This is a genomic window from Vibrio sp. Sgm 5 (genome assembly GCF_026241575.1).
GTDB classification, from domain to species: domain Bacteria; phylum Pseudomonadota; class Gammaproteobacteria; order Enterobacterales; family Vibrionaceae; genus Vibrio; species Vibrio jasicida.
Map to the genome: position 1 here is coordinate 1 of NZ_JAPHPY010000097.1, position 7,857 is coordinate 7,857.

Annotated in this window: 7 protein-coding genes; 5 read left to right on the forward strand and 2 right to left on the reverse strand. The window is 46.1% G+C overall.

What is annotated here, in order from left to right; translation table 11 throughout:
- Positions 1 to 1,420 precede the first annotated feature (1,420 nt).
- Positions 1,421 to 2,323, reverse strand: coding sequence for an aromatic amino acid DMT transporter YddG (yddG, locus tag OQJ86_RS25735; protein WP_265992092.1), 903 nt, complete (start codon positions 2,321 to 2,323; stop codon positions 1,421 to 1,423).
- Between the two features lie 129 nt (positions 2,324 to 2,452).
- On the opposite strand from yddG, the gene OQJ86_RS25740 reads away from it, so the two are divergent.
- The 4 genes from OQJ86_RS25740 (at position 2,453) to OQJ86_RS25755 (ending at position 5,971) form a co-directional block, all read left to right on the forward strand.
- Complete coding sequence (locus tag OQJ86_RS25740; protein WP_265992094.1) at positions 2,453 to 2,599, forward strand: hypothetical protein; 147 nt, start codon at positions 2,453 to 2,455, stop codon at positions 2,597 to 2,599.
- A gap of 12 nt (positions 2,600 to 2,611) precedes the next feature.
- The gene (gene elbB / locus OQJ86_RS25745) at positions 2,612 to 3,262 is read left to right on the forward strand and encodes an isoprenoid biosynthesis glyoxalase ElbB (protein WP_005442612.1); all 651 of its coding nucleotides are present in this window, start codon (positions 2,612 to 2,614) and stop codon (positions 3,260 to 3,262) included.
- A gap of 334 nt (positions 3,263 to 3,596) precedes the next feature.
- Positions 3,597 to 4,745, forward strand: a complete 1,149-nt coding sequence (gene yiaY / locus OQJ86_RS25750) for an L-threonine dehydrogenase (protein ID WP_265992096.1) — start codon at positions 3,597 to 3,599, stop codon at positions 4,743 to 4,745.
- A 149-nt stretch (positions 4,746 to 4,894) separates the two neighbouring features.
- On the forward strand, positions 4,895 to 5,971 hold the full coding sequence (locus OQJ86_RS25755) for a PQQ-dependent sugar dehydrogenase (protein ID WP_265992098.1): 1,077 nt from the start codon (positions 4,895 to 4,897) through the stop codon (positions 5,969 to 5,971).
- Positions 5,972 to 5,998: 27 nt separating this feature from the next.
- Here the strand turns inward: OQJ86_RS25755 and OQJ86_RS25760 are convergent, their stop codons facing one another.
- The gene (locus OQJ86_RS25760) at positions 5,999 to 6,994 is read right to left on the reverse strand and encodes a S66 family peptidase (protein WP_265992100.1); all 996 of its coding nucleotides are present in this window, start codon (positions 6,992 to 6,994) and stop codon (positions 5,999 to 6,001) included.
- Between the two features lie 124 nt (positions 6,995 to 7,118).
- Here OQJ86_RS25760 and OQJ86_RS25765 point away from each other — a divergent pair, with 124 nt between their 5' ends.
- Positions 7,119 to 7,733, forward strand: a complete 615-nt coding sequence (locus OQJ86_RS25765; RefSeq protein WP_265992102.1) for an HAD family hydrolase — start codon at positions 7,119 to 7,121, stop codon at positions 7,731 to 7,733.
- Positions 7,734 to 7,857: the final 124 nt, after the last annotated feature.

Here is a 7,857-nt window from a genome sequence, read left to right on the forward strand (position 1 = left end):
GTCTATCGGATTTTTACACACTGGTGGGATCGTTCAATTGATCAGTCTATTAATTTCTTAACTGATCGGCATTACCCAATCTTGGGAGCTTTTTTATTTCTTCGATTGATGCACTTACAACCCCCTCCAACTCCCCCTTTATCGACTTGAGTTGCTTCGCATTTGAATACGGCGATTAAGGGGGAGGGCTATTCTTTGCTAACTTAAGATCGCTACTCCTCTACTGACCCTGCGAATGCTAACAGTGCACAATGGACTAACCTCGGATGTAGAACCAGTCCCTCTCCTTTAACTTGGAGTGTTGAGAGCTTAGATGCCTACACAAGTGGAGGTTAGGAGGGATTGGTACATTGAACTGGGACTTATGCACTCACAACCCCCTCCAACTCCCCCTTTATCGACTTGAGTTGCTTCGCATTTGAATACAGCGATAAAGGAGGAGAGTTATTCTTTGCTAACTTAAGATCGCCACTCCTCTACTGACTCTGCGAATGCTAATAGTGCGCACTAGACTAACCTCGGATGTAGAACCAGTCCCTCCCCTTTGACTCGGGGTGTTGAGAGCTTAGATGCCAAATACAAGGGGAGGTTAGGAGGGGTTGGAACATTGAACTATGGCTTATGCACTTACAACCCCCTCCAACTCCCCCTTTATCGACTTGAGTTGCTTCGCATTTGAATACGGCGATTGAGGGGGAGGGCTATTCTTTGCTAACTTAAGATCGCCACTCCTCTACTGACCCTGCGAATGCTAATAGTGCACAATGGACTAACCTCGGATGTAGAACCAGTCCCTCCCCTTTAACTCGGGGTGTTGAGAGCTCAGGTGCCAAATACAAGGGGAGGTTAGGAGGGGTTGGTACATTGAACTGTGGCTTGTGAACTTGCCCCCACCAGCTCCCCCTTTTCTTGACTAAAGCTGTCTTGCATTTGAATACGGCGATTAAGGGGGAGAGTTATTCTTTGCTAACTTAAGATCGCCACTCCTCTACTGCTCCCGCGAATGCTCATAGTGCGCAGTAAACTAACCTCGGATGCAGGAACAGTCCCTCCCCTTTGGCTCAGAGTGTTGGGAGCTTGGATGCCAAATATAAGGGGATGTTAGGAGGGGTTGGTACACTGAACTGTGACTTGTGAGCTTGCAACCCCCCTCCAACTCCCCCCTTTTATTTACTTGAGTTGCTTCGCATTTGAATACGGCGATTAAGGAGGAGAGCTATTCTTTGCTAACTTCAGCTAGTCGCTTTTCGGCTGACCCTGCGAATGCTCATAGTGCGCAATAAACTAACCTCGGATGCAGGACCAGTCCCTCCCCTTTGACTCGGAGTGTTGAGAGCTTGGATGCCTAATACAAGGGGAGGTTAGGAGGGGTTGGTACCTTGAACTTTGACTTGTGAACTTACCCTCTCCTACAGAAAACTTATCCAGCCGCTTCGCGCTTCTCTTTAGTGACCAGCCAACACATCAACGAACCAACCGTTACCATTACGACCCCTTGCCAGAAACTGTGGCTTAGAGTGACACCCAGAATAATAGAAGAAAACAGAGCAGAGAAAATCGGCGTAAAGTAAGACAAGGTTGCGAGAAACACCATATTGCCGCCAACAATCGCGATATTCCATAATCCGTAACCACCCGCCATTAAAGCTGCAGAAGCCACTAAGTACCCCATCGCTTCCCAACTGAATACCATTGGCGGCTCATCAGTAAAGGCGTATTTGATCCACAAAGAGATGGCTGTCGCAATAAAAAACAAAGTAATGGCATTGTGCTTCGATTGTTGTCTTTGAGTCAGATTGCAATACACAGCCCAGATGACTGCGCCTGCAAATGCCATAAAGTAAACAATCGGATTGCTGCTGATGTTCGCCAATAACTGCGTTGGTGATAAACCGCTATCACCACTGACCGTCCAAGCGACACCAATGAATGCCAACATAACTGCCGGGTACAGTAGCCAGTTCGGCTTTTTGTTACTGCCCAATACCGCAAACAAAACGGTTAGTGCCGGCCATAGATAATTGACGATGGAAACTTCAATCGCCTGAGAGCGAGAATTGGAGTAGCCCAACGCCAGCGCAAGGAAGATCTCGTAGCAGACAAACATCGCCCCACCGAGAACTAAATACTTGGGTGAGAAATACGACAGTTTTGGGATGCCAACCACAATCAACAGAAAAATGGAGCTCAGAGAATACAGCATGGCTGATCCGCCCACAGGTCCCAAACTTTCTGTCACCAATCTAGCGATGCCTAGCAAACAGCTCCAAGAGAGAATGGCGATACAACCATAAAGGGTGAAACGAAACTGATAGGATTGCATGTTATCTATGTGACCTACTGCTCATGAATGCCAAAGGAAACTGCAGCTTAACTCAAAAATGATCCGCTTCAACGTACTCTTTTTCCAAAATCGGTATAAAAACCACTCTATTAAGCGGTTGGAGTCGATATGAAACATTTTCTGCCTTCGAGTGTCATGCTGACAGCGTTTGTTGTGCGCTACTATGAGGAAGACGACGAAAGTGAAAACGTTGAAACACATTCGGAAACGCATGATCTAGATAGTGAAGAACAATCTAAGGAACGTTCAGAGTAAAGGAATCCAATCATGAAAAAAGTCGCAGTCATTTTAAGTGGTTCAGGCGTTTACGACGGTTCTGAGATCCACGAAGCCGTATTGGCGCTCTACGCCATCGAGAAGGCAGGTGCAACTTGGCACTGCTTTGCACCTAACATTGACCAACTCCACGTCATCAATCACCTAACCGGTGACGAAATGGATGAAACACGCAACGTCTTGATCGAATCAGCTCGTATCGCTCGCGGTAACATTGACGATGTCGCCAAACTTAACGTTGATGAATACGATGCCCTACTGCTTCCAGGTGGATTTGGTGCCGCGAAAAACTTAACCGACTTCGCCGTCTCAGGCGCAGAATGTTCGATCAATACTCACGTCGCCCAAGCGTGTCGTGCATTCGCTCAAGCGGGCAAACCTGCAGGTTATTTATGCATCGCACCAACTATTATCCCTATGATTTACGATCAAGGTGTAAAAGGCACCATTGGTAACGATGAAGCCACTGCAGCAGCATTCGGTCATATGGGGGGTGAGCACGTCAATTGTCAGGTGGATGAAATCCATTTCGATGAAAAACACAACGTGCTTTCAACACCAGCTTATATGTTAGCGGAGAATATCTCCCAAGCTGCATCAGGCATTGAAAAACTAGTAGATAAGCTAGTTAAAATCGCCTAAATCGAAAACGTTTGCTTAAAACACACCATACGAACCCCCATTGATAGACTACATATTAATGGGGATTTTTTATACTTTAGTCTAATTGAGAGATAAACCGTACGAATCTTGTTATTTTTGCCAATCGTTTGCGTAATAAATGAGATATTTCAGCTACGTTAAGTAGGTGTTGCACCATCTCACTGTGCAACAAGACTGCCATCACACTTTCAGCCCTCAAGATACCCCTAAGGGGTTAAACTTGTCCTAGATCAATCTAAATCAAGAACGGGGTATGCAAGAGTAAATGACAGATTAAGAAAGATTATTAAAAATAACGACGGAGCAATCCAATATGACAAGTGCATTTTTTATCCCTACCGTAAACCTAATGGGCGCTGGTTGTCTGAAAGACGCAGCAGACAGCATCCAATCTCAAGGCTTTAAAAAAGGTTTGATTGTTACGGATAAGATTCTTAACCAAATCGGTGTAGTAAAGCAGGTTCAAGATCTACTAACAGAACGCGACGTAGCAACTGTTGTGTTCGATGGCACTCAACCAAACCCTACTATCAGCAACGTTAACGACGGCTTAGCACTTCTTACTGATAACGAATGTGACTTCGTTATCTCTCTTGGCGGTGGTTCACCACACGACTGTGCGAAAGGTATCGCGCTTGTTGCTTCTAACAGCGGCAAAATCGCAGATTACGAAGGCGTAGACCAATCTGCAAAACCAATGATGCCACTTATCGCAATCAACACGACTGCGGGTACGGCATCTGAAATGACGCGTTTCTGCATCATCACAGACGAAGAGCGTCACATCAAGATGGCTATCGTTGATAAGCACACAACACCGCTTATCTCAGTAAACGATCCAGAGCTAATGCTAGCTAAACCTGCTTCGCTAACTGCGGCAACAGGTATGGATGCCCTAACTCACGCGATTGAAGCTTACGTATCTATCGCGGCAACACCAATCACTGATGCGGTAGCAATCAAAGCGATTGAGCTTATCCAAGCTTACCTACGCACAGCAGTGAAAAACGGTGAAGATCTAGAAGCTCGTGAACAAATGGCATATGCACAGTTCATGGCGGGTATGGCGTTCAACAACGCGTCTCTGGGTTACGTACACGCAATGGCACACCAGCTAGGTGGTTTCTACGACCTTCCACACGGTGTTTGTAACGCAATTCTTCTACCTCACGTACAACGTTACAACGCGCAAGTATGTCCTGAGCGTCTACGTGATGTAGCGAAAGCAATGGGCGTAAACGTAGAAGGCATGTCGGCTGAAGCAGGTGCAGCGGCAGCAATCGACGCTATCGTTACTCTAGCGAAAGATGTGGGTATCCCAGCAGGTATTAAAGAGCTTGGTGCGAAACTAGAAGACATCCCAACACTAGCAGACAACGCACTGAAAGACGCTTGTGGTTTCACTAACCCTAAACAAGCAACTCACGAAGAAATCTCTAAGATCTTCGAAGAAGCGATGTAATCTCGCTACATAAACAATTCTCTAGCCTTAATTCAATCCCCGATCTCGTATCGGGGATTTTTTACATTCTTATACAATCCATGCTCTGCAAAACGTTCTCTTTTAGTGTTAGCTTTTAAGCATTAATACGATTCATATTGGAAGGAACCATGAGAACGATTGCTGCTGCCCTACTCGCTTGTTTATCCTTTTCTGCCAACGCTGCCGAATACCGCGCTAACGAAGTGGCGAATGGATTTCAGATCCCTTGGGGGATCGAGTTCTTAGATAGCCAACGCGTAATCGTCAATGAAAAGAACGGTACGGTTTCGCTGCTGGATATCACATCAGGCAAACCTCAAAAGCTGTTTAACGTTCCCGATGTGAATACCAGTGGGCAAGCTGGCTTATTGGATGTCGCGCTCGCACCGAATGCCGATACGCAAAATCCGCAACTCTTCTTTACCTACAGCAAGCGCACGAGCAAAGGCAATACGGTGGCGTTAGCGACGGCGCAATTGCAAAACAATCAGCTTGTGGGCTGGAAAGATCTCTTTGTTGCTGATGCCATCACTGACACAGGGCGTCACTACGGCAGTCGAATTTCATTTATTGACGACAAAGTTTACTTCTCAATCGGTGACCGTGGCGAACGTGATAATGGGCAAGACACTCAAACCCATGCTGGCAGTATTCTGCGCCTTAACCTTGATGGTTCGGTTCCACAAGACAACCCATTTAAACCTTCCGAAGCTCGTCCTGAGATATGGAGTTACGGGCACCGCAACCCACAAGGCATGTTTTACGACGAAGCAACAAAACAGCTGTGGTCGATTGAACATGGACCACGCGGCGGCGATGAAATTAATCTAATCAAGAGAGGCGCGAACTACGGCTGGGCAAAAGTCTCTCATGGTAAAGAATATTGGGGACCGTTGGACGTTGGTGAAGCTAAGTCGTTACCGGGAATGGAAGATCCAAAGTTGGTATACATCCCTTCTATCGCACCCAGCAATATGATTTTGTACCGTGGCGATAAATACCCAGAGTTGGACGGAAAAATCCTCGCCGGTGCATTGAAACTGGCGCACATCAACGTGGTTTCTATTGAAGATGGCAAGCTCACCGAATCAAAAAGATTGATGGAGAATCTTGGTGAGCGAGTAAGAGATATAACCATCAGCCCCGATGGCTATATCTATTTTTCTACCGACAGCGGCAAAATCTTTCGTCTTGAGGAGAAATAGTTTTCTCTGACGAGCTAGTCAAAAAAGCTAGCTCTTTAAACTCACTGCTACCGTTTCATTGTCAAAATCGAGCGTCATGGTCGAGCCCAATGGAACGGTGAGCATTGGGTGGGTATGACAGCTATCAAAGTCATACAAAATCGACAGTTGTTGACCGTTAAGTACTTCTAATAACACGTCTATAGGTGCTCGTCCTGTGCCTTTATCGTTGAACTTTTCATGCTTGCCGAGCACAACCGCACCAACTTTATCAAACACGCCAGAAAGCTTGAGCAGCGCAAAAGAGCGTTCGACCGTTTCAATGCCCTGCAAACAATCTTCCACCAGCAAAATATCGCCTTGTTCGATACTCGGCATAAACTCACTTGCCCAGATGCCCGTCATGGTATTGAGGTTGCCGCCAATCAAACGCCCTGTGATCTTGCCTTCACCTTTGAAGTGCCACTGATTCTCTAGCGTGTGCTTTGCGCGGTCTTGTTCGCCCCACTCTATCCATTCATCTGTCCACCCTTGAGGTATTGTGTATTGATGCTCCAAGCCATCTAATGTATTCACTATCGATTCGAACGAAGCGAAGGTCTCGTCCACCAATGGCGGGAATTCACCCAGAGATGCCACCAAAGCAGGACCATAGAAAGTGACGATGCCGGTTTGTGCGTAAATGCCCATAAGCAAAGCTGTCACATCCGAATAGCCAACAATGATCTTGGGATCTTTCTTCAATGCCTCGTAATCAATGTAAGACAGCAATGAGTTACTGTTGTAACCGCCAATGGTCGACATAATACAGCGCACTTCAGGATCACGAATCAGCGCATTCAATTCTTCTACTCGCTCTTGAATCGAACCCGAGCGATATTGGTCAGTTTTGCCCGTTAAGCTGCCTGCTTTTAGCTGGTAACCATGAGATTCCACGTACGCCTTGGCACGCTCAAAACGCGCTGGCGCAAATACCGTGGCTGGAGAGGATGGCGAGAAAAAGCCGATGGTGTCGCCTTTTTGTAATGGTTTAGGAATGATCATGCGCGTCCTTGTTTTGTGATACATGGTTGATTTATTTTCGTACAATCTAAGCAGAAGAATCTAAACTTAACAATAACCTTTTGTTTTTTAAAACGATAGTTCGGTTAAGTTGTACGAGGTCATTATGATTCCATTCCCTTTACAGCTCGATAAAATTAAAGCCGTGGTGTTTGATTTAGACAACACCTTGGTGAGTTCTGATATGAACTTCGGCGAATTGCGACAACAGCTTGGTTGTCCGCAGAGTGAAGATCTATTGGATTTTGTCGAGACACTTGAGCACCCTCACCATCGAGAGCACGCTCATAACGTTATATTTGATTACGAGATTTCTGATGCTGAGCAGTCTGCCCCAATGATTGGATGTCATGAACTGCTCGCTCACTTGCATCAAAATGAAATCAAAACCGCTATCGTGACGCGCAACTGTCAAATCGCCACGCAACGCAAGCTAGAGCACAACCAAATTTCAGTGGAGCGAGTCATCACTCGTGAATGCTTCCCGCCCAAGCCAGATCCTTTGTCTCTGCAGGTATTGGCGAAAGAGTGGCGTTTGATGCCGGATGAAGTGCTTTATATCGGCGATTACCTTTACGACTTACAGGCGGCGTATAACGCTCAGATGTCCTCTTGTCTTGTGCATCATGGTAATCAAGAAACCTTCAATGACTCAGCCTCGTTGGCGCTTAATGAACTCAGTGATTTATTGAGCCATTTCCAATCTTTACCGCGAACATAAAAAAACGCAAATAAAGCACGCACACAAGAAAATTATCCACCGGCATAGCCGGTAATGCCGATCAGTTAAGAAATTAATAGACTGATCAATTGAACGATCCCACCAGTGTGTAAAAATCCGATAG